At 40.2% G+C, this 24,547-nt stretch carries 23 protein-coding genes; 11 read left to right on the forward strand and 12 right to left on the reverse strand.

The features are described from left to right. The first annotated feature begins 110 nt into the window (after nucleotides 1-110). Entirely contained in the window at nucleotides 111-1,043 is a 933-nt protein-coding gene (locus A3K93_RS09445; RefSeq protein WP_081408502.1) for an IS5-like element IS17 family transposase, read from the forward strand. A 29-nt stretch (nucleotides 1,044-1,072) separates the two neighbouring features. Here A3K93_RS09445 and A3K93_RS14920 read toward each other — a convergent pair whose 3' ends face one another. From A3K93_RS14920 to acnD, 3 genes are all read right to left on the reverse strand, one after another. Continuing rightward, nucleotides 1,073-1,489 (reverse strand): hypothetical protein, encoded by a 417-nt coding sequence (locus A3K93_RS14920; protein ID WP_067731015.1) that lies wholly within the window; start codon nucleotides 1,487-1,489, stop codon nucleotides 1,073-1,075. Continuing rightward, nucleotides 1,473-1,727 carry a hypothetical protein gene (locus A3K93_RS15075; protein ID WP_067731016.1) on the reverse strand — a complete coding sequence of 85 codons (255 nt, stop codon included), beginning with the start codon at nucleotides 1,725-1,727 and terminating at the stop codon, nucleotides 1,473-1,475. The genes A3K93_RS14920 and A3K93_RS15075 overlap by 17 nt, the downstream gene beginning before the upstream one ends. 139 nt (nucleotides 1,728-1,866) lie before the next feature. Then, nucleotides 1,867-4,470, reverse strand: coding sequence for a Fe/S-dependent 2-methylisocitrate dehydratase AcnD (acnD, locus tag A3K93_RS09460; protein ID WP_067731017.1), 2,604 nt, complete (start codon nucleotides 4,468-4,470; stop codon nucleotides 1,867-1,869). 258 nt (nucleotides 4,471-4,728) lie between these two features. Between acnD and ygfZ the strand changes: the two genes are divergently transcribed. Both ygfZ and A3K93_RS09470 read left to right on the forward strand, forming a co-directional pair. Next, complete coding sequence (ygfZ, locus tag A3K93_RS09465; protein WP_067731018.1) at nucleotides 4,729-5,451, forward strand: CAF17-like 4Fe-4S cluster assembly/insertion protein YgfZ; 723 nt, start codon at nucleotides 4,729-4,731, stop codon at nucleotides 5,449-5,451. Between the two features lie 69 nt (nucleotides 5,452-5,520). Further along, nucleotides 5,521-6,054 (forward strand): hypothetical protein, encoded by a 534-nt coding sequence (locus tag A3K93_RS09470; protein ID WP_067731019.1) that lies wholly within the window; start codon nucleotides 5,521-5,523, stop codon nucleotides 6,052-6,054. A 30-nt stretch (nucleotides 6,055-6,084) separates the two neighbouring features. Here the strand turns inward: A3K93_RS09470 and A3K93_RS09475 are convergent, their stop codons facing one another. After that, complete coding sequence (locus A3K93_RS09475; RefSeq protein WP_067731020.1) at nucleotides 6,085-6,336, reverse strand: hypothetical protein; 252 nt, start codon at nucleotides 6,334-6,336, stop codon at nucleotides 6,085-6,087. A 252-nt stretch (nucleotides 6,337-6,588) separates the two neighbouring features. On the opposite strand from A3K93_RS09475, the gene A3K93_RS09480 reads away from it, so the two are divergent. Beyond that, nucleotides 6,589-7,413, forward strand: coding sequence for a tetratricopeptide repeat protein (locus A3K93_RS09480; RefSeq protein ID WP_067731021.1), 825 nt, complete (start codon nucleotides 6,589-6,591; stop codon nucleotides 7,411-7,413). Nucleotides 7,414-7,471: 58 nt separating this feature from the next. Here A3K93_RS09480 and A3K93_RS09485 read toward each other — a convergent pair whose 3' ends face one another. The 3 genes from A3K93_RS09485 to A3K93_RS09495 form a co-directional block, all read right to left on the reverse strand. After that, nucleotides 7,472-8,407, reverse strand: coding sequence for an AEC family transporter (locus A3K93_RS09485; protein ID WP_067731022.1), 936 nt, complete (start codon nucleotides 8,405-8,407; stop codon nucleotides 7,472-7,474). A 47-nt stretch (nucleotides 8,408-8,454) separates the two neighbouring features. Continuing rightward, nucleotides 8,455-9,570, reverse strand: a complete 1,116-nt coding sequence (locus A3K93_RS09490) for an NADH:flavin oxidoreductase/NADH oxidase (protein WP_067731023.1) — start codon at nucleotides 9,568-9,570, stop codon at nucleotides 8,455-8,457. 91 nt (nucleotides 9,571-9,661) lie between these two features. Beyond that, nucleotides 9,662-10,948, reverse strand: a complete 1,287-nt coding sequence (locus A3K93_RS09495) for a carbohydrate porin (RefSeq protein ID WP_067731024.1) — start codon at nucleotides 10,946-10,948, stop codon at nucleotides 9,662-9,664. 338 nt (nucleotides 10,949-11,286) lie between these two features. Between A3K93_RS09495 and mutM the strand changes: the two genes are divergently transcribed. Both mutM and A3K93_RS09505 read left to right on the forward strand, forming a co-directional pair. Beyond that, nucleotides 11,287-12,138: a bifunctional DNA-formamidopyrimidine glycosylase/DNA-(apurinic or apyrimidinic site) lyase gene (gene mutM, locus A3K93_RS09500; protein WP_067731025.1), complete on the forward strand. Its 852-nt coding sequence runs from the start codon at nucleotides 11,287-11,289 to the stop codon at nucleotides 12,136-12,138. A gap of 2 nt (nucleotides 12,139-12,140) precedes the next feature. Beyond that, nucleotides 12,141-12,425, forward strand: coding sequence for a peptidylprolyl isomerase (locus A3K93_RS09505; protein WP_067731719.1), 285 nt, complete (start codon nucleotides 12,141-12,143; stop codon nucleotides 12,423-12,425). A gap of 52 nt (nucleotides 12,426-12,477) precedes the next feature. Here A3K93_RS09505 and A3K93_RS09510 read toward each other — a convergent pair whose 3' ends face one another. From A3K93_RS09510 to typA, 3 genes are all read right to left on the reverse strand, one after another. Beyond that, the gene (locus A3K93_RS09510; protein ID WP_067728078.1) at nucleotides 12,478-13,782 is read right to left on the reverse strand and encodes an IS4 family transposase; all 1,305 of its coding nucleotides are present in this window, start codon (nucleotides 13,780-13,782) and stop codon (nucleotides 12,478-12,480) included. Nucleotides 13,783-13,949: 167 nt separating this feature from the next. Next, nucleotides 13,950-14,384 carry a large conductance mechanosensitive channel protein MscL gene (mscL, locus tag A3K93_RS09515; RefSeq protein ID WP_067731026.1) on the reverse strand — a complete coding sequence of 145 codons (435 nt, stop codon included), beginning with the start codon at nucleotides 14,382-14,384 and terminating at the stop codon, nucleotides 13,950-13,952. A gap of 175 nt (nucleotides 14,385-14,559) precedes the next feature. Beyond that, a complete protein-coding gene (gene typA, locus A3K93_RS09520; RefSeq protein ID WP_067731027.1) occupies nucleotides 14,560-16,395 on the reverse strand; it encodes a translational GTPase TypA in 1,836 nt (611 codons plus the stop codon). A gap of 173 nt (nucleotides 16,396-16,568) precedes the next feature. On the opposite strand from typA, the gene A3K93_RS09525 reads away from it, so the two are divergent. The 3 genes from A3K93_RS09525 to A3K93_RS09535 all read left to right on the forward strand — a co-directional run bounded on the left by A3K93_RS09525 (nucleotide 16,569) and on the right by A3K93_RS09535 (nucleotide 20,503). Further along, nucleotides 16,569-17,939 (forward strand): uracil-xanthine permease family protein, encoded by a 1,371-nt coding sequence (locus A3K93_RS09525; protein ID WP_067731028.1) that lies wholly within the window; start codon nucleotides 16,569-16,571, stop codon nucleotides 17,937-17,939. A 66-nt stretch (nucleotides 17,940-18,005) separates the two neighbouring features. Then, entirely contained in the window at nucleotides 18,006-19,040 is a 1,035-nt protein-coding gene (locus tag A3K93_RS09530; protein ID WP_067731029.1) for a methyltransferase, read from the forward strand. After that, complete coding sequence (locus A3K93_RS09535; protein WP_067731030.1) at nucleotides 19,040-20,503, forward strand: amino acid permease; 1,464 nt, start codon at nucleotides 19,040-19,042, stop codon at nucleotides 20,501-20,503. Before A3K93_RS09530 ends, A3K93_RS09535 begins: the two co-directional genes overlap by 1 nt. 37 nt (nucleotides 20,504-20,540) lie before the next feature. Here the strand turns inward: A3K93_RS09535 and A3K93_RS09540 are convergent, their stop codons facing one another. Together A3K93_RS09540 and omp38 are read right to left on the reverse strand one after the other, a co-directional pair. Next, nucleotides 20,541-21,077, reverse strand: a complete 537-nt coding sequence (locus A3K93_RS09540) for a cysteine peptidase family C39 domain-containing protein (RefSeq protein WP_067731031.1) — start codon at nucleotides 21,075-21,077, stop codon at nucleotides 20,541-20,543. Between the two features lie 101 nt (nucleotides 21,078-21,178). Beyond that, nucleotides 21,179-22,222, reverse strand: a complete 1,044-nt coding sequence (gene omp38 / locus A3K93_RS09545; protein WP_067731032.1) for an outer membrane protein Omp38 — start codon at nucleotides 22,220-22,222, stop codon at nucleotides 21,179-21,181. A gap of 373 nt (nucleotides 22,223-22,595) precedes the next feature. On the opposite strand from omp38, the gene A3K93_RS09550 reads away from it, so the two are divergent. Both A3K93_RS09550 and A3K93_RS09555 read left to right on the forward strand, forming a co-directional pair. Next, nucleotides 22,596-23,117: a GspH/FimT family pseudopilin gene (locus A3K93_RS09550; protein WP_067731033.1), complete on the forward strand. Its 522-nt coding sequence runs from the start codon at nucleotides 22,596-22,598 to the stop codon at nucleotides 23,115-23,117. A gap of 108 nt (nucleotides 23,118-23,225) precedes the next feature. After that, the gene (locus A3K93_RS09555) at nucleotides 23,226-24,401 is read left to right on the forward strand and encodes a thiolase family protein (protein ID WP_067731034.1); all 1,176 of its coding nucleotides are present in this window, start codon (nucleotides 23,226-23,228) and stop codon (nucleotides 24,399-24,401) included. The last annotated feature ends 146 nt before the right edge of the window (nucleotides 24,402-24,547 follow it).

The raw sequence follows: 24,547 nt of genomic DNA on the forward strand, positions 1-24,547 counted from the left end.
TTTAATTCTCTTACATTCAACATAAACAGTATCTTTTCCTTTTTTTAGTTTAATATGGCTTTGTTGCACAAACCTATCTATAAAGGCTTTTTCAGCGATATAATTTCCAAATGAATAAGCCTACACAGAAAATCTACCGCACAACCAATTGGCCCGCATATAACCGAGCACTCATGAGTCGCGGAAATATTGCCATTTGGTTTGATCCTGCTACGCAATGGTATGCGCCATCAAAAGGCAAACAAGGGCGAAATCAAACCTACTCCGACGCAGCCATCCAATGCTGCTTAATGATTAAATCCTTATTCCGTCTATCTTTACGTATGGTCACTGGCTTTGTGCAAAGTCTGATTAAACTTTGCGGATTAAATTGGACCGCACCAGATTACAGTACGCTTTGTAGAAGACAAAAGCATATTGATATTGCAATCAGCTACCAAAAAAGTAGCGATGGGCTGCATCTACTCGTAGACTCTACAGGCATGAAGTTTCTAGGTGAGGGCGAATGGAAACGCAAGAAACATGGAGCTGAATATCGTCGCCAATGGCGTAAACTACATATTGGTATAGATGCCAAAACCCTACAAATACGCGCTATTCAGCTCACAACCAATAATGTCAGTGATTCACAGGTGCTTGGTGATTTACTTAATCAGATTCCACAAGATGAGCAGATTGACTCTGTTTATACCGATGGAGCTTATGACACCAAGCAATGCCGTCAGGTTATTGCAGATCGGCAAGCACATGCGGTGATTCCACCTAGAAAAAATGCGAAACCATGGAAAGATACAAAAAGTAGCTCGCTAGAGCGAAATGAATTACTTCGAACAGTTAAACGTTTAGGCAGGACATTATGGAAAAAATGGTCAGGCTATCATCGCCGCAGTTTGGTGGAAACCAAGATGCATTGCATCAAATTATTAGGCGATAAATTAATGGCAAGAAGCTTTCCTAGTCAGGTGAATGAAATTCATGCACGTGTAGCAGTCCTCAACAGATTTACGGAATTAGGTCGACCACTTACCCAAGTTACGCCTTAAATTTGGCTCAATTAGGGGCGCTTTGCATTTCAAATCTTTGTGCAACAAAGCCGTTTAATATCAGAATCAGTATTTAATTCAATCTTATATTCTTTTGCATAAACAAATTTACTGGCAATCAGCAGTTCAAAAAGAAAATCACGCGATTGATCACTACTAGCAGCAAACTCCTGCCCTTTAAATAAAAATTTAGCTTGTCTTGACCAATTATCAATATTTATATGCTTTAAATTATTATAGATTTTTAAAAAATCAATCATTTCTAAATAAGCATTTTCAAGTTCAAAAACATATTTTTCATTAGCTACAAAATTATCTATATCTTTTAATTTTTTTTCATAAAATTTATACCTAGTTCTAGAATAATCGAAACCTATTGACGTAAACCATTTACAAGCTTCATCAAGTTTCCCAAGTAAATCATAGTGATTATATGCAAAATACATTAATACTACCCAATATCTTAATCGTATTTATATTTACATTTAGATTAATATACGAATTTAGTCCATCTCCTGAAGTAGCTAAGATTTTCATTCTATCCACGTGAAATTTTCCCGACTTTCCTGCATAACTGTAGGTATAAATTTTCGCTGTTCCATTAAATTTGACTCTGATGTAAGTATCCCCAATATCGTAATGTGTTACATTCGAATCATTATTGATATCTTTATAAATTTCCAATTGTTTTCCCTAAAATAAAAACGCCCCAATTCACATTAGAGCGTTTTTTAAACAATTTCAATCACTTTAATCCTCACCAACCCTCCTTTAAAAAAGGAGGGAGTTCCCCTCTTTAGAAAAGAGGGGTCAGGGGAGATTCTTAAACATTCCCCTCCAAGAAATCCTGCGCAAAACGTTGCAACACCCCACCCGCTTCATACACAGACACTTCTTCTTCGGTATCTAAACGACAGGTCACAGGCACTTTGATAATCTCATTCTTACCATCTGTCGTTGAACGCTCAATGACTAAAGTCAGGTCAGAACGTGGCGCAATATTGCCAATCACGCTATAGAGTTCCGTACCATCCAACTTCAAAGTCTTACGATCTGTGCCTGCTTTAAACTCCAGTGGCAACACGCCCATACCGACCAAATTGGTACGATGAATACGCTCAAAACCTTCCGCGACAATCGCTTCCACACCTGCAAGGCGCACACCTTTAGCAGCCCAGTCACGACTTGAACCTTGTCCGTAGTCTTTACCTGCAATCACGATGAGCGGCTGTTTGCGGTTCATATAGGTTTCTATCGCTTCCCACATACGCATCACTTCGCCTTCAGGCTCAACACGCGCTTTCGACCCTTGCTTAATCGTACCGTCAGAACGCACCACCATTTCATTAAACAGTTTCGGGTTGGCAAGCGTTGCCCGTTGTGCCGTTAAATGGTCGCCACGGTGTGTTGCATAAGAGTTAAAGTCTTCCTCAGGCAAGCCCATTTTCGCCAAATACTCACCCGCAGCCGAATCCAATACAATCGCATTTGATGGTGATAAATGATCGGTGGTAATGTTATCGCCCAAAATTGCCAGTGGACGCATATTGGCTAAAGTACGCGGTGCTGCCAATGCTCCTTCCCAATATGGCGGACGACGGATATAGGTACTTTGCGGACGCCAATCATAGAGTGGACTTGGTGCTTTCTCAGCCTCACCCAAATCAAACATTGGAATATAAACTTTCTTAAACTGCTCAGGCTTTACCGAAGTTTTGACCAAAGCATCAATTTCTTCATCGGATGGCCAAATATCTTTCAGGTAAATTGGATTGCCGTCTTTGTCCGTACCCAAAGCATCTTTTTCAATGTCAAAACGAATCGTCCCTGCAATCGCATAAGCCACAACCAATGGCGGAGAAGCCAAGAAGGCTTGTTTTGCATAAGGATGAATACGACCATCGAAGTTACGGTTACCCGAAAGTACTGCTGTGGCATATAGGTCACGGTCGATGATTTCTTGCTGAATCTTTGGATCTAACGCACCCGACATGCCGTTACAGGTGGTACATGCATACGCCACAATACCAAAACCAAGCTGTTCTAAATCTTTGAGTACGCCTGCTTCTTCCAAATACAACGCTGCTGCTTTAGACCCCGGTGCAAAAGATGATTTCACCCACGGTTTACGCACTAAGCCGAGTTCATTCGCTTTACGAGCAAGCAAACCCGCAGCAACCGTATTACGTGGGTTTGAGGTATTGGTACATGAGGTAATGGCAGCGATGATGATTGCGCCATCAGGCATTAAACCATCGGTACGATTTTCTACCACGCCTGCAATGCCTTTTTCTTTTAAATCACTTGTCGATACACGCGCATGTGGATTCGATGGCCCTGCAATATTACGGGTTACGGTTGATAAATCGAAACGTAACACGCGTGGATATTCCGCTTGCTTCATGCTTGAGGCCCAAAGACCAATTTCTTTGGCATAGGTTTCAACCAGTTTGACTTGCTCAGGCTCACGACCGGTCAGGGTTAAATAATCAATGGTGTTTTGATCAATATAGAACATCGCAGCCGTTGCGCCATATTCAGGGGTCATATTGGAAATCGTGGCACGATCCCCCACCGACATACTGTCTGCACCTTCACCAAAAAATTCTAAATACGCACCGACCACACGTTCTTTACGTAAAAACTCGGTTAATGCCAACACAATATCGGTTGCGGTAATCCCTGCTTGACGCTGACCTACAAGCTCGACACCAATAATATCGGGTAGACGCATCCAAGATGCACGACCAAGCATCACGTTCTCAGCCTCTAAGCCACCAACACCAATCGAAATCACACCCAAAGCATCGGTATGTGGCGTGTGTGAATCTGTACCTACACAGGTATCAGGGAAAGCCACACCATCACGGTTTTGAATCACCGGTGACATTTTTTCTAAGTTAATTTGATGCATAATGCCGTTGCCTGCCGGAATCACATCGACATTTTCAAAGGCGGTTTTGGTCCATTCAATAAAGTGGAATCGGTCTTCATTTCGACGGTCTTCTACCGCACGGTTCTTCTCAAAAGCATCGGGGTCGAAACCGCCATATTCCACTGCCAATGAATGATCGACAATCAGTTGTGTCGGCACGACTGGATTGACTTTAGATGGGTCGCCACCTTGTTCTGCAATGGCATCACGTAATCCTGCCAAATCGACCAATGCGGTTTGACCTAAGATGTCATGACACACCACACGCGCTGGATACCAAGGAAAATCATGCTCTTGCTTACGTTCAATCAGCTGACGTAAAGACTGTTCTAAAATGGCAGGATCACAACGGCGTACCAACTGTTCTGCCAGTACTTTTGAGGTATATGGAAGTTTTGCATAAGCGCCTGGCTGAATATCTTCAACGGCTTGACGCACGTCATAGTATTCAAGCTGAGTACCTTGCAATGGTTTACGGTAGTTGTTATTCATAGCGTTCCTGCCTGATGTGACTTGTTCTAGCTTTGTGTTTTATGGATGTTTCATCCTATTTATGCAGGCATAGTACACTGTCAAAACCCCATTTCCCAAATCTTATATTTTTCATAAACTTAAGACATATTTTGAGCATTTTTCTCTATTTTCAGCGCTTTAGTTTTAGAATTTATGCTCTAAATATGATTTTTTTTGAAAAATAGCGCAAAATTAGCCTTATTCTTTAGTCTTAAAATGTATACGCAAAGGTCATTTATGAGCGATTTAGCCTTCTCCTCTTTTACTCTTAACGGTGTTGATGCCCAAAAGTTCTTACAAGGACAAGTGACCTTACATGTGGAACGTTTAGAGGAAAACACCACCCGCTATACCAGCATTTGTAATTTAAAAGGTCGTATTGTATTTGGTTTATGGCTGACCAAAATCAACAGCGAAAGTTTTGAAATTGTCACGGTAGCTGACCAAGCAGAAGACTTTGCCAAACACATTAAAAAGTTTGGTGCATTTTCAAAAATGAAACTTGAAGAAGCAGGTTCTGTATACCCAACTGCAAATGGTATTCAAACCATATTTACCGCTGAGCCGACAGATATTCAAGCATGGATTTTAACTGCGATTGAATCAGGTCAAGCTTTTATTCAAGCAGCAAGCGCAGAACTCTTCCAACCACAAGAATTACGTATGCATCAACGTGATGGCATTCACTACGACAAAGGCTGTTACTTGGGTCAGGAAGTGATTGCCCGTCTTTGGTTTAAAGCACAACCCAAAGCATGGTTGCATCTCATTTCAGGCACTACTGCTGCACCTCAAGTGGGTGAACAGTTACATAACAATGTCCAAGTCATCAATAGTGTTGCTGTAGACGGCGGTTATAAAGCGCTTGTGGTAGCAAAACCTGAAGCTCTAACAGACATTGATGTGACAGTACTTGAACTGCCAGAAGCTTTAAGTGGTGATGTAGCGCGTCCACAATAACAGAGCTTGAAAAAGCCAAAGTATTTAGGTATTTTGGCTTTTAACTAAAAGTTAAATAAAAACAATAATATGAAAAATCAAACATTCGATTGGAATCATCATCTTATTGCAATTTACTATGGCATATTCTCATGCATTGCATTGTATAGACTCGTTCCCAATTATCTAGAATACAAAGAGTATCTTTCTTTTTTAGAACATGTCACATGCCTCAGTTTAATGGTGCAGGCAGGTATCGCTTTAGTCGGGATGTATTGGTATTGGAAGCAAGATACCCGAGGTTTAGTCGCCTTATATTGGATTAGCTTAAGCCTTAGTTTTGCGATTTTAACGCCGATTATTTTCCATATTCCTCAATTTACAATCACATTGATGCCGTATTTTGATTTCTCCAGCATGCATAACTCAACTGGATTCTTCTTTAAAATAGCCGACACATCTCAGTTGAGTCTTTTTAACCATCAAGGTTTTGGTTTTGGCATAAATATTATTGAGCTTTGCTTATTTTTAAGATTTAGAAAAATAGCCAAAAAAATAAATATATCTGTACATCCTTCTAAATTATTGAATAAGAGTAGACCATCCACCCCTTTTCCATTGTAAAAAATCCTCCTATCTGGAGGATTTTTTTATTTAAAGATTAAAGTCATGGAATAACTTATTCATATCTTTAATCACATAGTCTTTAAAATGAAAAGCACGCGCATGTTTGGCATCAATACGGGCTGTTTTGCCTTCATGTTCAAAAATATACACTCGGTCTTCATGACTTACTAAAAACTTTTCACCCAAACGCATCAACAACGCATCAAATTTGTCTTCATCTGCAATACTGTCATCTTTGGCGATTTGATCGTACGCACGTTTAATGCCTTTTATAAACATGATGTCATTTCCTTGCCAATTTGAGAGCAGCGATTAAAACAAAGATTGATCAAGATAGAAAGCCATTCATAAGTTTTCTCAAGCAATATGACATTAACCTATCTCATCTATACACAAATTCGATATTTACAAAGTTTAAAATCGTTTTATGATGGTTATAGATTTGACTCAAGACCAGAATCAAATAACAACGAATTTTTGCTTTAAACAACACCAAGGAATTAGGTGCTGAATAATATAGGTTTAGGAACCATGAAAAAAATCTTACTTGCTGCGTTAGTTGCAGTGTCTACTCAATTCACCTTTGCAAATACGGCGCCTGCTAGCACGCAAAAGGTCGATCCTGAATTTGCAAAAATTGAACAACTTGTAAATCAAAAGAATTTTAAAGGCGCATACAATGCCCTTTCAGCATTGGCAAACAAAGGCAATGCACAAGCCATTTACAACTTAGGCTATTTAACACAAACAGGTCAAGGCACGAAGAAAGATGAGAAACGTGCTATTCAGCTTTACCAACAAGCATCTGACAAAGGCTATCCAATTGCGAGCTATGTTCTCGGCAAAAACTATGCGGCAGGTACACTTGGTTTAACTCAAGACATCAACAAAGCAAAACAGCTTTTTGATAAAGCATCTAAAAATGGCTTAATGGATGCATCCATCGATTATGCCGTATTGATGTTCTCTGAGAACAAACCTGAATCTGACAAAAAAGGTTTAGAGCGTTTAGCTCCACTGATCAAAGCAGGCAATCAGCAAGCCATTCATGCTAAAGCCTTATATGACATCAGTAATGGCTTTAAGCTCAAAGATGACAAGCCAATTAAAGCAGGCTTAGAAAGCATTCAAAATTTGGCAAAACAAGGTTATATCCCAGCTTTAATGGCAATGGGTAATATGCTGGCGAATGGTAAAATTGTGGAACAAAACCTGCCAGAAGCGAAAAAAATCTTTGGTGCTTTAGCAGAAAACAATGTACCTCAGGCAAAAGAATCTCTACAAACTGTTGAGAAAATGATTGCTGAACAAGGGAAAAAACCTGCTCAATCTGCAACAACACAAAAGAAAAGCTAATCTCTAAATTAAAAAAGCCCGAATAATCGGGCTTTTTCATGGCTGTTTTAAACTCATTCTAGGATAGATAATGCACCGCTTGGGTTAACCAAATACTTGTGATCACAAAACCAAAGACTGTACTCAAGACCAATGCGGGTAAGGCTTTATCCTGTACACCATAATACTGTGCGAAAATCCCAAAGACAATTGGCATCGGCAATACCGCAATTAAAGTCCCCACATATAAAGTTTCACGATCTGCACCGAACAGTTTTAAGCTGCCAAATATTACCAACGGCATCAAAATGCCTTTAATCAGCACCAAGCTTATCCCTTGCAGATTCATTTGCTTGAATTGCATCCCCATCAAACTAGCACCAATCACAAACAGTGCCAAAGGCGATGCTGTTAAACCGATACCTTTCAAAGTTTGAGCGACGACATCTGGTAGTTTAATACCCATCAATACACAGCCAATCCCAAGGACAATTGAGAGAATGACTGGATTCTTACAAATCCGAAGTAGCGTATCTTTTAACATCTGACCATGATGATCCTGACGCAGATGTAATCCCCTTTCTGCCAAGATCATCATTAAAGTCACGATCAATAAATTTTCAACAATCAAGGTCAGGGATAAATAAACCGCAGCATGTGAACCAATCAGCAAAGTCAGCACTGCAGTACCAATAAACCCTGTATTTGACATCGAGCCACCGACCGCAAGCACACTCGATTCTGTCAGAGAAGATTTAAAATATCCTCGGCATAGATAAAACCCGATCGCATAAATCAGTAAAGAGCCTAGACCATAGGCTAAAAAATACGTTGGATGCCAAATTTGTGCTAAATCTTTTGAAGCCAATGCCTGTAATAAAAAAGCAGGCAACGCAATTTTAATGACAAATTGACTCATGCCTGTGATTAAAGCACTTTGAATAAATCCCGTTTTCGCAGAGAAATAACCTAAAGCCACCACAGCAAAGATAGGAAATAAAATATTTAACAGCATGAATCAATGCACCATTTCAACATGATGGACAATATCCCTTAATCTGCTTATTCAGAGAATGCTGTGAATAATTTTTTGTATTCATGCGGCTGACAGCGTAAATATTGCGGTGCAATTTCAATTTGTTCGCCTAACTCGGCAGCGGCTAACCATGGCCAACGTGGGTTAAATAGAATCGCACGCGCAATACCAATCGCGTCCGCGTGTTCATTCACTAAAATATCTTCAGCTTGCTGTGCTTGAGTAATTAGCCCTACTGCAATTACAGGTGTCTGAACTACTTTCTTAATAGCTGCGGCATGTGGTACTTGGTAATTCGGTCCAATCGCAATATTTTGATCAGGATGTAAACCTGCTGTAGAGACATGAATATAAGCAACATCCAGTTGTTCCAACGCTTTCGCGAGCTGAATGGAAGATTCTACATCCCAGCCATTCGCCTGATCCATCCAATCAGTTGCTGAAATTCGCACCCCCACAGGATATCCTTCAGGTACAACTGCTTTAATTGCTTGTACCACTTCAAGTACTAGGCGCATACGGTTTTCTAAGCAACCACCATAATTGTCTTGACGATGATTCGACAGCGGCGATAAAAACTGATGGAGTAAATAGCCATGCGCTGCATGGATTTCGATTAATGCAAAGCCAGCGTCTACAGCACGTTTTGCACTGGCAGCGAAGTCTTGAATGAGCGTTTGTATTTCTTGCTCAGACAGTGCAAGCGGTGGATGATCTGATAATTGAAAAGCAATGTCACTCGGTGCAACTGTCTGCCAGCCACGCGCTTGGTGAGGTGCAATCTGCCCTTTACCTGTCCATGGTTTATCCACCGATGCTTTACGTCCCGCATGTGCAAGCTGCACTGCAAACGGCATCGGTGAAATATGCTGAATTTTATTTAATAAATCTTTTATTTTTGTAGCTTGTTGATCATTCCAAAGACCAATATCTCCGTCACTAATTCGCCCATTGGGCTGCACAGCCGTGGCTTCAACAATGCATAAGCCTGCACCTGACAAGGCATAATTTGCCCATTGTTGCTCATGCCAATACGTCACTTCAGCATCCGTATTTGCCGAATATTGGCACATCGGGGCAATCACGATACGGTTCTTTAATTCTAATGAAGCAAAATGAATCGGTTGAAAGAGCTGAGCCATAAACATAATCCTTGTGATGCCAAACCATAATACGCATGCATAAAAAACAGGCTACGAGAGCCTGTTCTTTTATAACCTTATTCCTCTAATATTAGAAGATAATTCGGCTTGTTAAACCTAATACCAACGCATTATCTACGTTATTTGTAGAGCCTGGATTAATCACATATTGAACATTTGGACGTAACATTAACCATGATGTTGCATTGTAGCTATAGTTTAATTCTACGTTATATTCAGCACTTGCGTTGTAAGCAAAATTTGGCTTTTCTTTAGTTTCTTGGCTAGCAATGAAACGATCATTAACATGAACACGGTTTACAGCCAAACCTAAAATATCATTTGGATGGCTATCAACGAGACCAATGTATTTCACACCAACTTGTTGCGAATTATCGACTTTAGTTGTTACTCGATCATGCCAAGTAAAGTTTGCAAAGCTGTGTAAGCCTTGAAGGCCTGAACCCGTAGAAGTCAACTGTTGCTCAACCGCAATCCAACCACCAAAGGTACGATCTTCAGGCTGACCCGTTGCGATATCTTTTTGGTTCTTAACATCATCCGCGGTGTTATACATACCACCGATACGGTAACTACCCGGTAAACCATTTACAGCTTGTTTAGGTGTCCAAATCAATTCCACAGGAATGCTTACACCATCAGCATTGTCAGTGTCCAAACTCCAACCTTGTCCTTCGGCTTTAGCATTACCATTATCAGGATTGAATTCGTATACACCGACTTGTGCAGCAAGTTCTGGCGTTGCTTGATATTTAACACGACCACCCCATTGTGCTACAGGTGTGTTCATCCAAATTGTGCCTTGCCATTTACCCATTTGCGCTGCACAAAATGCGGTGCTGGCAAAGTCACATGCCATCACGTTAAAGTCCATACCTAGACCTAAACGACCTGCTTTTACACTAATGCCTTGTTCTTTGAAATTCTTTTCAATCGAAAGCTCAGTTAAGCGGCTGTCTTGGTTACCACGACCAAATGTTCCCTGAACATTCGCCAATTGCGGTGCACTGCTATCTTGTAAGTCACGTACCGTAGTACTTTGACCTTGACGCGCTGTCATGACTGCACGAACAGTTACATCATTCCAACCCGCAAGTTTACCCATATCTAACTGAGTACCTAACCATAATTGTGATGATGTCAAAGGATCTTGCCCTTCATCACGGCCACCCTCTGCCAAGTAAGTGGTATCCGCTAATACATTCGCTTCAAACTTAATCCCTTGGTCCGCAAGTTCAGTACGTTTACCATTCCAGTCACCAAATAGGTATTTACCGTTTGGATCAAATGCAGATTCAGCATGAACTTGTGTCATACCAGCGAGGATAGCGATTAAAGCGATGTTCAAATTTTTCATAAGAAACCTAAATGCAGAGAGAGCTATGAAATCACCGAAGTGAGTAACATTTAGATGACAAAATTACATAACTTTTCATATATTTTCGCGACTTTATTTTTATCTTTTTGATAACTTTTTTTTATAATAAAACAATACAATGTATTAATCTAAACTTAAGGCCCTGTTTTTCAAATATTTTTAAACATTTAAAAATTAGATATATCCTCAAAAAATAGTCATAATTTAGTTTATTTCTATTCTATCCACACCATCATCAGACTCTTACTCATCATAAAAGCTTGCAATCATCTTCAATTCACCCAATATATGCATCATCTTTAACGCTCTATACAAATATGCCTGAATTACCCGAAGTCGAAACCACCAAAACCAGTCTTCTGCCACTTTTAGATCAAAAAGTGTTGGATGTGACGGTGCATCAGTCAAGTTTACGTTGGCCTATCCCCGCTGATATTGCCAAGTTAAAAAACCAAAAATTAGTCAAACTGACCCGACGTTCGAAGTATATTTTGGCTGAATTTGAACAGGATTCGATGCTGTGGCATTTAGGTATGTCTGGCAGTTTTAGACTGTGTGAAATGGATGAGCCATTACGCAAACACGATCATTTGATTATTCAGTTCGAAGATATTCAATTGCGCTACCACGACCCGCGCCGTTTTGGCTGTATTTTGTGGCTCGATGCGCATTCACAAAGCAAATTATTAGATACTTTAGGCCCTGAACCTTTAAGTGACTCTTTTACCGCGAACTATCTCTTTGAAAAACTGAAAAATAAAAACGTTGGCACTAAAGTTGCAATTATGGATAACCATGTCGTTGTTGGTGTAGGCAACATCTATGCAACGGAAAGTTTATTTAATTTAGGTATACACCCTGCTCAACCTGCGAAAGATTTAAGTTTTAGCCAAGTTGAAGCTTTAGTCATTGAGATCAAACGAATCCTAAAACAGGCGATCGATTTAGGTGGCTCTACCCTTCGCGACTATACCAATGCCATGGGTGAGAATGGTTATTTTCAACAGACTTTATTGGCTTATGGACGCGCTGGGGAAATGTGTGTGAACTGCGAAACACCATTGCAAAATATCAAATTGGGTCAGCGAGCTTCGGTATTTTGCCCTGAATGCCAACCTTTAAAGAAACCTAAAGCATCGGTTAAATTAGCGGAAGTACGAGGCAAATGATTATGAAAACTGCAATTGTTCGTCACATCCTCGTTAAGGATAAAGAAACTGCTGAACAGCTGAAAAAGAAGATTTTATCAGGTGCAGATTTCGCCAAAATTGCGAAACAATATTCCACCTGTAATTCTGCCAAACGTGGCGGTGAATTGGGTGAAGTGAAAAAAGGACAACTTGTCCCCGTCATCGATAAATTAGTCTTTACCGCCGCTGAACGGGTTTTACATGGGCCTGTAAAAAGTCAGTTTGGTTTTCACTTGGTGGAAGTGAAGTTTCGGATGGATTTTTAATCCCCCTAAATCACCCTTTAAAAAAGGGGGACTTCTCCTTAATGCCAGTCAGTTAAGAAATTGACTGGCATTTTCTTGGATATTTTTGTGCTTTAATTTTCACTACTCGCGGACATTGCCTTTGCCTTTTTTCAGGTAATACAAATATTTTAGATTGTTCAAATAATTGTGCTAAATGTTTGGGTAGATTTCCTGCTGATTCTAAAGGTGTGTGCCTTAAGATATTGATAATACTCATAGATGCAATATGGAAACTGATCCTTAAAGGACTCACCTTTGCATGTTCAGCGATAAACCTCATCTGTCTTCTTAAGATATTATAAGCAATAAATACCCCCCACAATTCTTGATAGACCAAATCAGGTTGTTTGCTTCTTAAAATTCTTGCATCCTGTAAATCACTTTTAATTTCCCGATAACACATTTCTATTTCCCAACGCTGGATATAAAGCATTGCAAGGTCTTTGAATGGATAAACTTCAGAATCTGTTAATGATGTAATGTAACGTCTTATTTTTCCTGCATATTCAACTTCAATTAAACGTGCTTCCCAATAGTCACCCAATGACGGATTTATCTTTTTTGCTCTTGCTGAAACAGGCATTTTGATCTGAAAGTCATGGGCCGCATTATGATGAATCACTTCATAACGCAGGTTGTCCTTTGCTCGCATCAACCAATGACTCTCTTCTGCCTGAGATTGCCAACTCACTAAAAAATCAGCAGAGAAGTAAGCACGATCAAATAGGGTAATACTGCGAACTGGTGCTTTTAATTGACTGGCTAAGGTTAATTCACCTTGATCCATACTGCCAATTTGGGCATCAATCATTTCATGTGTATTGGTATTCACCAGGCAAGTCGCTCTGACTTGTGGGTAAGGGGTAGCTGCTGTTTTGCCTTTGGATGAACCAAAGTGCTTAAAGTTTTCTTCTGTATGAGGCATAGACCAAACCACACCATCTACAGCACAAACGCATAGACCGTGAAAGTTGCTATATTGTTGTTGTGAGTCTTTAAACCATGCCTGACTTAATGTCGAAAATAAAGCACTCATGGGCTCTAAGCCTAAGCGCTGTCTTGCTTGTACGGATGCACTCGGTACACAGTATTCTGCCGTACCGAAAACAAGTTGCAATTGTTGAACCACATACCAAATCGGTTGATTTCGAAATAGAGCAAGTCCGATTACCAGCCAAACAACATGTTCAGCAGGCAGTTTTCTTTTTCGAATTGATGCTTTACCTGTTTGGTTTAAGCAATCTTCAATCCAGTTTAAATCAATCAATTCACTGAATTGTGAAAGTGAAGGTAGGGTTTGTTTTAATGTTAAATCTAAATTCTGAGATAAATTCATAAAAAAAGAGCGTATTTACATACGCTCTTTTTACAGTATTTTAACTTTTTTTGCTTAACTGACTGGCATTAGGACTTCTCCTCCCTTTTTAAAGGGTGAGAAGCACTGCTTCGCAAGAGGCATTCAATAAAAAAACGGCGCACGCAGCGCCGTTTTTTATAAAGGTATTAACCTTTACGTTTTAATTCGTCACGAATTTCACGAAGCAATTCGATATCTTCGGGTGTTGCAGCTGGTGCTTCTTCTTCCACAGTTTTGTCACGACGGATTTTATTCATCACTTTAACAAGCAAGAAGACTACCCATGCCAATAACAAGAAGTTAATTAATACGGTGAGGAAACTACCGTAAGCAAAAACATTAAGACCCGCTTCTTGCGCCGCAGCGAGTGTTTGTACATTATTCGGATTATCGCCCAATACTAAGAACCAGTTTGAATAATCAACCTCACCACCTAAAATCCATGAGATTAAAGGCATGATGATGTCTTTCACCATTGAATCAATAATTTTACCGAAAGCACCACCGATGATCACACCGATAGCCAAATCCATAACATTGCCTTTGACAGCAAACTCTTTAAATTCCTGAATAATACTCATAAAGACTCCACAATGTTTGTTTTGAAATTTTGTGATGGATTATACATTATTTCATTGCCAGCATTTTTATCTAATTTACTAGATTTGAGTAACTTTGAGCATCACCTTTCATCCATAAAAAAACCGTAACCTTCGAAAAGATTACGGTTTCTTATTCAACCGAATAAACTAAAGATTAGTCGTTACGGTGACGTTTACGTTCGTTTTCAGTCAAGTAACGTTTACGGATACGGATTGACTTCGGTGTTACTTCAACTAGTTCGTCATCTTCGATGAATTCAAGCGCTTGCTCAAGTGTGAACTCGATATTCGGAACAAGAGTCAACGCATCATCAGTACCAGAAGCACGTACGTTTGTTAATTGTTTCGCTTTAGTTGGGTTAACAGTCATGTCGTCTGAACGAGAGTTAATACCTACGATCATACCTTCATAAACTTCTAACTGTGGTTTAGCGAATAGACGACCACGGTCTTGCAAGCTGAACAATGCATAGCCCAAGCAAGTACCTTGAACCATAGAGATCAACACACCATTTTGACGTTTAGCAACAGTACCTTGCTTCATCGGGCCATAGTGCGAGAAGCTTGAAGTCATGATACCAGTACCTGAAGTCATAGTCAGAAATTCAGAACGGAAACCAATCAAGCCACGTGAAGGTACAGTTGCTTCAATACGGATACGGCCTTTACCGTCAACTTCCATATTGGTCATTTCGCCTTTACGGTGACCCATTTGTTCCATTACAGCACCTTGATGCTGTTCTTCAACGTCAAATGTAACGTTTTCATAAGGTTCTTGTTTTTCACCATCAATTTCTTTGATGATTACTTGTGGACGTGATACGCCCATTTCGAAACCTTCACGACGCATGTTTTCAATTAATACTGAAAGGTGAAGTTCACCACGACCAGACACTTTGAAACGGTCAGGACTGTCAGTATCTTCAACACGAAGTGCTACGTTGTGAATCAATTCGCGGTCAAGACGTTCACGGATGTTACGTGAAGTTACGAATTTACCTTCTTTACCAGCAAACGGCGAGTTGTTGACTTGGAAAGTCATAGATACAGTCGGTTCGTCTACAGAAAGTGCAGGTAATGCTTCAACTGCTTTAGGATCACAAATTGTGTCAGAGATATGAAGTTCATCAATACCAGTTACACATACGATGTCACCAGCAGAAGCAGATTCAACATCAATACGCTCTAGACCATGGTAACCCATGATTTTTAAGATACGACCGTTACGTGTTTTGCCATCTTTGTCGATAACAGTAACAGGTGTATTTAATTTAACAGAACCACGTTGAATACGACCAACACCGATAACACCTACGAAGCTGTTATAGTCAAGTGAAGACACTTGCATTTGGAATGGACCGTCAACGTCAACTTTTGGTGGTTCAACGATGTCTACAATTGTTTGGAACAATGGAGTCATGTCGTCAGCAAGTTCTTCAGGAGAAGGACCCGCAACACCACGTAGACCAGAAGCATAAACCACTGGGAAGTCTAACTGTTCATCAGTACCACCAAGGTTGTCGAACAAATCGAATACTTGGTCAATGACCCAGTCAGGACGCGCGTTTGGTTTATCAACTTTGTTGATAATTACGATTGGTTTCAAACCACGTGCGAACGCTTTTTGCGTTACGAAACGAGTTTGTGGCATTGGGCCTTCTTGTGAATCGACAAGAAGAAGTACACAGTCAACCATCGACATTACACGTTCAACTTCACCACCGAAGTCGGCGTGTCCAGGGGTGTCCACGATGTTGATACGGTATTCAGTATCAGTACGTTTGTCTAACCATTTAATTGCAGTGTTTTTTGCAAGAATGGTAATACCACGTTCACTTTCAATAGCGCCCGAATCCATGACACGTTCGATCTCGCCTGCGCGATCGCCAAGAGCACCTGATTGCTGTAAAAGTTTGTCTACAAGAGTCGTTTTACCATGGTCGACGTGCGCGATGATGGCAATGTTACGGAGAGTTTTAATATCTGACATGTAAATTCGATACGCTTTAAATTTGAGGGCAAATTATACAGAAAAATAGAAAACTTTTGTAGTGACTGTTTACACACTACATCGATTTTTTTTCAGAAATGCTGCCTTTTGGTTTTGTAATGCTGTGTAAACAGATTAGAATAGCGCCACCCAGCCTTAACTTGCATGCACACATGTCTGATTTTAATCAATCTCCTCAAGCCAAAGATCAACTCGATTTAGTCTATGGGCTTGAAGATCGTCCAAAACCGTTGGTCGCTTTTTTAGCAGCTTTTCAACATTTACTTGCCATTATTGTTCCAATTGTGACGCCAGGACTGTTAATTTGTCTTGCTTTAGGCGTTTCAAAAGAAGACACCAACATGATTTTATCCATGTCATTGGTGATCTCAGGGATTGCAACATTTTTACAATGTAAGAAAGTTGGACCATTTGGTGCAGGTCTTCTGATTGTCCAAGGCACAAGCTTTAACTTTATCGGTCCTATTATCGGAATTGGTTCAGCAATGGTTGCAGCAGGTACACCCGTTGAAGCCGTGATGGCGTCAATTTTTGGTGTGGTGATTGCCGGTGCATTCATTGAGATGGGCGTATCGCGCATTCTGCCATGGGTGAAAAAACTGATTACTCCGCTTGTAACAGGTATTGTGGTATTGCTGATTGGTTTAACCTTAATTAAAGAAGGTTTGATCAGTATGGGTGGCGGTTATCAAGCCATGAGTGATAAAACATTCGCCAATGCAGATAACCTCATCATGTCATGTACGGTGCTTGCGCTGATTATTTTGCTCAACCGCATTCGTATTACATGGGTGAAAAGCTCAGCAATCTTAATTGCGCTAGTGGTGGGCTATATCCTTGCAGGCTTTATGGGTCATTTAAACTTTGATGGTTTAAAAGATGCGCCATTCGTTCAGATTCCAACACCTATGCACTTTGGCTTAAGCTTCTCTTGGAGCTTATTCATTCCAATGGCCTTTATTTACCTTGTTACTTCTTTAGAAGCGATTGGTGATATTACTGCGACCTCTAAATTATCCAACCAGCCTGTCGATGGTCCAGCTTGGATGAAACGTATTAAAGGTGGTGTATTGGTGAATGGTGCGAACTCACTATTGGCAGGTCTATTTAATACTTTCCCAAGTTCTGTATTTGCGCAAAATAATGGCGTCATTCAATTAACAGGCGTGGCAAGTCGTTATGTGGGGATCTGGATTGCAGCACTACTTGTGATTCTTGGTTTGTTGCCATCTGTTGCAGGAATTATCCAAGCGGTACCACAAGCAGTACTTGGTGGTGCTGTTATGGTCATGTTTGGTGCTGTTGCGGCTTCGGGTATTAATATTTTATCCGGTATTCAACTTGACCGCCGTGCCCTACTGATTATTGCGATTTCATTGGCACTCGGTTTAGGTGTTGCACAAGTTCCACAAATTTTGGAACATCTGCCTGAATTATTCCGTAATATCTTTAGTTCAGGTGTTGCGACAGGTGGTATTGCTGCCCTTATTTTAAATATCGTACTTCCTGAAAATAAGAAGTAATGTCACACCCAAAGAACACTGCTTAAGCATGTCTTAGGTGGTGTTTTTTTATTTAGAGAATTTTTCATGGACGCTAAAAGCGAAGTTCTGCTCAGACAACATGACTATTTAAAGGGTCGTGTCTTACTCATTAATGCCCCTACAGATGAATTACGTAGTGAGCTTGATGCATCTATTGTTCCAACATTTTGGACGTGGAACTTTAATGAGTTTCAATATTTTCAAAATCAAGGCACAGATGTTCATTTTGGCGTCGATTTGCCTGACCAAGACTTTGATCAGGCCATTATCTTTGTACCAAAGTCTAAAGAATTACTAAACTATATCATTCATAATATAGCCGTGAAATTAAGCCAAGGCTGCCATGTGTTCTTGGTGGGTGAAAAGAAAGGTGGTGTTGAGCGTGCTGCGAAACAGTTACAGCCTTATGGTAAAATCATCAAATTAGACAGTGCACGACATTGCCAACTTTGGCAATTGACTCTAGACTGCGCTGTCAAAGCCAAAGCCTTAGCCGATTGGGCACAAACTTATACAGTAAATACACCGAAAGGTGATTTAACCGTTTGTGCATTGCCTGGCGTATTTAGTCAAAATCGTTTAGATGTCGGCACTGCCGTCTTCTTGCCGTATTTGAACCAAGTCACCTCAGGTAAAATTGCTGACTTTGGCTGTGGTGCTGGTGTGATTAGTGCTTATTTAGCTAAACTTAATCCATCAAATCGTATCTTTGCCCTAGATGTCGATGCCTTTGCATTAGCATCGACACAAATGACATTTGAGAAAAATCAGCTCACTCCTGAACAGCTTGAGATTAAAGCGGTTTCGGGAATTGAAGATGCACCACTATTTTTACATGCGATTGTGAGTAACCCTCCCTTCCATCAAGGTATCCAGACCAACTACGATGCAAGCGAAAACTTATGTAAGACTTCGCGCCGTCATCTTAAGTCTGGTGGTGAATTGTGGATTGTTGCGAATCGCTTCTTAAATTATCCGATTTTAGTTGAACAAAGTTTTGGTGAGTGTACTGTCAAGACAGATCAACAAGGCTTCAAGGTGCTATTCGCGAGCACCAAAAAAAATGTTAAGGAATTTTGATGAGCGAAACTCAAAACAACACGCAACTTCAGCGTAAGCTTGGTGCTCGTCATCTCAATATGATCGCGATTGGCGGTTCAATCGGTACAGGTTTATTCCTTGCCTCAGGTGCGACGATTGCCAATGCAGGACCCGGTGGTGCTTTACTTGCTTACGCACTGATTGGTGTCATGATCTATTTCTTGATGACGAGTCTGGGTGAGCTTGCGACACATAACCCTACTTCAGGTGCATTTTTCACTTATGGTAGTAAATATGTCGAGGGCGGTTTTGGTTTCGCATTAGGTTGGAACTATTGGTATAACTGGGCAATTACCGTTGCGTTTGAATTGGTTGCAGTCCAATTCATCATGAAATTTTGGTTCCCAGATATTCCTGGTTTCTACTGGAGTGCCCTATTCCTTGCAATTGTATTTGCCATCAATGCCCTGACTGTAAAAGGCTTTGGTGAATCAGAATTTGTGTTCTCTCTTGTTAAAGTTTTAGCAATTGTAGTCTTTATTATCATTGGCTTAGCTATGATTGTGAAGATTATGCTCAGTACAGGTACAGCTGCTTTTGGTAACTGGACAAAGGGCGAAGCACCATTTGTAGGTGGTCTTTCTGCGCTGATTGGTGTTGCGATGATTGCTGGATTCTCTTTCCAAGGTACCGAAATGGTTGGCGTTGCCGCAGGTGAATCTAAAGACCCACAAAAAACGATTCCTGTTGCAATTAAGCAAATTTTCTGGCGTATTTTATTGTTCTATATCGTGTGTATCTTCATTATTGGTACACTGATTAGCTATGATGATCCACGTCTGTTACAAGCTGCTGCAAGTGATAACGTCGCACTTTCGCCATTTACATTACTCTATGAAAAAGCAGGTTTTGCTTTTGCTGCGAGCTTAATGAATGCCGTGATTTTAACTGCGATTTTATCTGCAGGTAACTCAGGCATGTATTCATCAACACGTATGTTGTTTGATATGGCACGTAAAGGCAGCGCCCCTAAAGTCTTTGGACGTTTAGATGCACGTGGTGTGCCAATGAATGCGCTTTATGCAACGACTGCTATTGCTGCCCTTTGCTTCCTCACCACATTTATTGGGGAACAAGAAGTCTTTAACTGGCTACTTAATATGTCAGGCATGTGTGGTTTTATTGTTTGGCTCGGTATTGCGGTTTCTCATTACCGTTTCCGTAAAGGTTATATCGCCCAAGGCTATAAACTTGAAGATCTCGCTTATAAAGCTAAATTCTTCCCATTTGCGCCGTGGTTCGCCTTTGTACTTTGTGCAATTGTGGTACTCGGTCAAAACTATCAAGCTGTACTGGATGGTGAATGGCTTGCAGTGCTTTCAACCTATATTGGGATCTTATTGTTCTTGGTAATTTGGTTGGTTTATAAATTTAAATATAAAACCAAGCTGATTTCTTATCAGGAAATGGATGTTAAACCGATTAAGATTGATCGTGAATAAACTAAAAAAGGCAGCCTATGAGCTGCCTTTTTTATCATCATCCTATTTGTCTTTCTACAAAATTTCGATCATCAATCACGATCACTTGCTGACATATTCCTTCGACTTTGCGCTGTTGTTCAAATATAGCTTTAGGCATACTTTCAAAACTATCAAAGAAACTAATTTCCTGACCATTTATCTCGTAAACAAGCGAATGATTACCTACACCCTCTAAAGTATCGTAGAAGACAATAATAAAACGTCCCGCTTCGTATTCATTTTGAATCTCTTCATAGCTTAATACACGTTGTTCAACTTGGATCTTTAAATCTGCTGCGTTTTTATAGAATTTTAATTCTTTATCTTGAATATCCGGATCATGATCCGTATAGAATTTTACATCCAACCCAAGTATTTTTAATGCAACACTGAGTGCAATGCTCGATGCTCCATATTCATCATCATGCTCACATAGACTAACTAAATCAGAAATATTGAGCTCGATGCCATAATGATGGAAGATCATCCATATTGCATAAATTCCACTATTTGCTTCAAGGTTCTGCAACTCTTCGGGAATTTGTATACTCATGCATCTATCTCATTTCTATTTCAAAATAAAAGCAGTGTAGCCAAAATACAGACATAAAAAAAGCGACTCAGAAGAGTCGCTTTCTTTTGCTTTAACTCAAATTATTGAGCAGCAGCTTCAGGTTGTACAGTTACTGTACGGCTACCAGAAATCGTAGCGAATACGCGACGGTTCATAGCACGACCTTCTTTAGTGTTGTTGTCAGCAATCGGTTGATCCCAAGCGAAACCTTGAGTAGACAAACGAGCTGCATCAACGTTGTATTCATTTACAAGTGAAGATTTAACAGAGTTAGCACGAGCAAGTGATAAACGTTCGTTTAGCGCACGTGGACCAGTGTTATCTGTGTGACCTTCGATGCGAGCAGTAGCGTTAGGGTATTCAACTAACTTCTCAGCAACTTTAGCAATTTCTGGTTTGTATTGATCTTTGATGTTTGATTTGTTTGTATCAAAGAACACACGAAGTTCCATGTTAAGGTCTTCAGTCAACTCTTGTGGAGCTGGAGCAACAGGTGCTACAGGAGCAACTGGAGCAACTTCAACTACAGGAGCAGCTGGTTTCAAGTGACCGCCAAGAACTACGTTAAGACCAGCTAAAGCTGTGTAATCCCAGAATTCATTGTCAAAGTTATAAGTAGCACGAGCTTCAGTACGTAGAGAAAGTGCATCATTTAAGCGCCAGAAAGCCCCTAGACCTGTATTACCAACAGTGCTCTCGTCAAATGTACCCACGCCGTCAGCTTTGTATTTTACGTGACCAGCACCTAAAAGTACGTATGGCTTGATTTTGCTGTCATAGTTTTTAGTGATTAAGTCAGAAGTTGCATAGAAGTTACCAGCAAGCTGAGTCTTTTTGTATTCACCAACAGTTTCATCAGTACTTGGCTGTTCTACATCACCTTTTACTTGTGAGTATTCAGCCTCAAAACCTAACCATGGAGTCAATTCAACACCAAGTGCAGCACCAACAAATAAATCGTCCTGAAGCTCACGATCTGCAGCATCAGCAATTAATTTATCATTGTTGTGTTTAGTGTCTACAAAGTTATAACCCACTAGTAGTGGAGTTACAGTTACACCTGCGTTTGCAGCAGCTAAAGGAGCAGCTACGAGCATCGCTAAAGCAATACGACTCATTTTCATGGATTTATCCTCCAGAGATAACAATTGTTGTTCAAGCTTAAGCCATAAATCGGCTCTATCTGAGATAGATTTTTGAATACCCCAGTTTTATTCTCAAGCTATTCACACGAAATCATACAAACACTTTGGTTTTTTTCCAAGTGCTTGATAAATCTAATCAAGTAAATTATTGACAAAATTACTTACAATTTCCGTTGTAATTCGGTAAATTTTTACTCAATTTTTTGTTGTGAATAACTTATTGTCCTTGTTCTACATTTTAACAGCTTTAGAACCAGATATGTAATAATTTATTACACATCTCGATAAGCGATTAAAAACACATAATAAATAACACGAAAAAAAAATAAAAATATATTAATCAGGTAACTCTATGTATATGAAATTTATTAGAGCTTTTACATTTGTAGAGCTCATGGTGACTCTTGCTGTCTTAGCAATTGTTGTATCTATTGCGCTGCCCCACTTTCACGAATATCTGGCTAAACTTGAAGCACAAACTACTCACAAAAAGATTATCTCTGCTTTAAATTATGCTCGCTCACAGGCTGCACTTCATCGTCAAAATATTGTGATCTGTCCTTCATCTAATTTTATCCAATGCGAGCCGAATAAATGGCAACAAGGTTACTTAATTTTTATTGATCAGAATAAAAATCGAAGAATTGATGACAATGAAATACTCATACATAAAGAAAATTTAGCTTTAAAATATGCAAATCTAGAATGGCGTGGTGCACTCAGTATTCCAAGTGTGACTTATCAGGCTATGACCGCGATGCCTATTGGTTCAAATGGCAGCTTTTATTATTGCCCTTTTAATGGTCAGGAAAATAAAAAAATTATTCTTAGTAAAATGGGACACACACGTAGTGAACCGATCAATCAATGCTAAATAACTCAACAGTCTGTATTTGCCGATCAAATATGCTTTTTTTCACTCCAATTTCAAATATACTGCTTCGGCAAAATAATTGATTAAAATGCATACGGAGATAATACAATGACTGACATCGTAATTGTCAATGGAGCTCGTACCGCAATGGGTGGCTTTCAAGGCAGCCTTTCAGCACTTACAGCACCTGAACTTGGTGCAGCTTCCATTAAAGAAGCAATTGCACGCTCAGGTTTACAACCAACCGATATCGAAGAAGTCATCATGGGTTGTGTTCTTCCTGCGGGATTAAAACAAGGTCCTGCTCGTCAAGCGATGCGTCTAGCAGGTCTACCTGATACGACAGGTGCAGTGACCATTAATAAACTCTGTGGTTCAGGTATGAAAGCTGTTATGCAAGCCGCAGATATGATTAGAGCAGGCTCTGCGACTTATGTGGTTGCTGGCGGAATGGAATCTATGACCAATGCGCCTTATGTCGTACCAAAAGCACGTGGCGGTTTCCGTATGGGCCATGGTGAAATTAAAGATCATATGTTCTTAGATGGCCTAGAAGATGCAGAAACTGGTCGCTTAATGGGTTCATTTGCCCAAGATATGGCAAATACCAAAGGTTATACTCGTGAGCAAATGGATGATTTTGCGATTCGTTCATTGAAACGTGCCCAAACTGCGATCACTGAAGGTTATTTCGCAGACGAAATCGTACCTGTAACCGTGAAGACACGTAAAGGGGATGTGGTTGTAGACAAAGATGAACAACCGTTTAATGCCAATATTGAAAAAATTCCAACATTACGCCCTGCCTTCGCTAAAGACGGTACGATTACTGCTGCCAATGCGAGCTCGATTTCAGACGGCGCATCTGCACTCGTTTTAACTTCAGCAGAGCAAGCTCAAGCGAAAGGTTTAAGCCCTCTAGCGAAAATTGTCGCTTATGCATCAAATTCACAGCATCCTTCAGAATTTACGATTGCCCCTGTCGGTGCAATTCAAAAAGTGTTGAACCAAACAGGTTGGAATGCACAAGACGTTGACCTATGGGAAATCAATGAAGCGTTTGCTATGGTGACTATGTGCCCAATGGATGAATTCAAACTTGACCCTGAAAAAGTCAACATCAATGGTGGTGCATGTGCACTTGGTCATCCTGTCGGTTCTACAGGTTCACGTATTATTTTAACCTTGATTCACGCATTAAAACGTACCGGTGGCAAACGTGGCATTGCCGCACTCTGTATTGGTGGTGGTGAAGCGACTGCGGTTGCGATTGAATTGATTTAAGCATTTAAGCCCCTCTTTCTCAAAGAGGGGTTTTGGGGGAGATTCTTCTAAAATAACCCCCTCTAAATCTCCCTCTTAAAAAGGGAGTTTCAAATAATCCTCCACTAACCCCTCCTTTACCAAAGGAGGGGAAATTAGGAAATAAA

It is taken from the genome of Acinetobacter sp. NCu2D-2 (assembly GCF_001647675.1).
Taxonomy (GTDB): Bacteria; Pseudomonadota; Gammaproteobacteria; order Pseudomonadales; family Moraxellaceae; genus Acinetobacter.